Raw genomic sequence first — 1,390 nt, 5'->3', positions numbered from 1 at the left:
GCCTTCCTCGACACCGCCCGTTTCACCTCGCCTTTCGGGCCCATCCACAGCTCGTAGCCCAGAAATTTGCGGCCGAACGCTCGGCTCACCGCACTTTTCGATTCGTTGATCTTCAAGTGCAGCTTGTCGTACCGGCGCTTGAGCAGAGCCATCACCCGCTCACCTGCCTTCCGGCTGCGCACGTACACGTTGCAGTCATCGGCATAGCGGGCAAAGCGGTGCCCCTGTCGTTCCAGCATCCGATCCACCTCGTCGAGAAGCACATTGGCCAAGAGCGGCGAGAGCGGTCCGCCTTGCGGCGTCCCTTCACCTCGCTCGACCACCACGCCGTCATCCATGATGCCCGCGTTCAGGTAGGCGCGCACCAGCCGGATGACTCCAGCGTCGTTCACGCGTTTCCTTAGACGGTCGATCAAGATGTCGTGGTTGACCCGATCAAAGAACTTCGACAGATCGACGTCGACCACGGTTCGGTAGCCTTGTTGCACGTACTGCTGTGCTGCGAGCACGGCATCGCGCGCACGCCGGCCGGGCCGAAACCCGTGGCTGTGTTCACTAAAGGTAGGATCGATCAGCGGTTGCAGCACCTGCAATAGTGCCTGCTGAATCAGACGGTCGGTCACGGTGGGTATCCCCAGTTCACGTTCGCTTCCATCCGGCTTCGGAATGCCGACGCGCCGCACCGGCATGGGCCGGTACGTGCCTTCCACCAGCTGCTTCCTGATAGTCGGCCAAGCGTGCTTCAAGCGTTGTCCGGTCTGGGCAATATCCAGACCATCGACGCCAGCGGCTCCCTTGTTCGCCTTCACGCGTTTCCACGCGCGTTGCATGTTCTCCCTCGCGAGCGCTTGCGTGAGCAAGTCTCGCCCTGTGTCTGCCAGGTCTTGTCGCGGGAGCCGTGTTTCATCGCTGATCACTTTGGACGAGGCTTTACCCCGCCTTACCGCGACCCGCCCCGCTGATGCGGGCATCTGATGCCGTACACGATTCATCGACAAGTTGTTCGACACTCCTACTCGTTCGGCCCTTCGCTGAAAAAAAACTCAGCTACTACGGCCTCTGCTGACTTCTCGCTCCGATTTTTTTTTCGTCGCCCTTTCAGGCACAAGGCGAGATCTCCCCAGGTAAGAACGCACTCCTTCACTGCACAACCGCCGGATCTACGCCACTTCGCCTTGACCACAAGAGCTTCGCGGTTTTTGGCCCGCTCGCCCTGCTCGGCAGCGCCTTATATCCGATTCTTGTCCATCGGCTCGCAGTTTCGCTCCACACTTCCTCCCCACACTCGGTCGCCCTCATGCAGTTGTGCTTCGCTTCGCTCACTGTGGTCAGCTCGCGGCGGGACTTCCACCCGCAAGAGTGCGCCCATGCTGGGCGCACCAAATAAAAA

Annotated in this window: 1 protein-coding gene; it reads right to left on the bottom strand. The window is 60.4% G+C overall.

Annotated elements, in window-relative coordinates; translation table 11 throughout:
• Positions 1–830 (bottom strand): group II intron reverse transcriptase/maturase (ltrA, locus tag AWU77_RS02160; protein ID WP_238582288.1); only part of this gene is annotated, 830 nt, incomplete at its 3' end.
• Between the last annotated feature and the right edge of the window lie 560 nt (positions 831–1,390).

Origin of the sequence: Cellvibrio sp. OA-2007, from assembly GCF_000953825.1 — a bacterium.
GTDB lineage: Bacteria > Pseudomonadota > Gammaproteobacteria > Pseudomonadales > Cellvibrionaceae > Cellvibrio.
The sequence above is the reverse complement of the archived record's forward strand: the minus strand, read 5'-3'. Positions and strand labels throughout refer to the sequence as shown.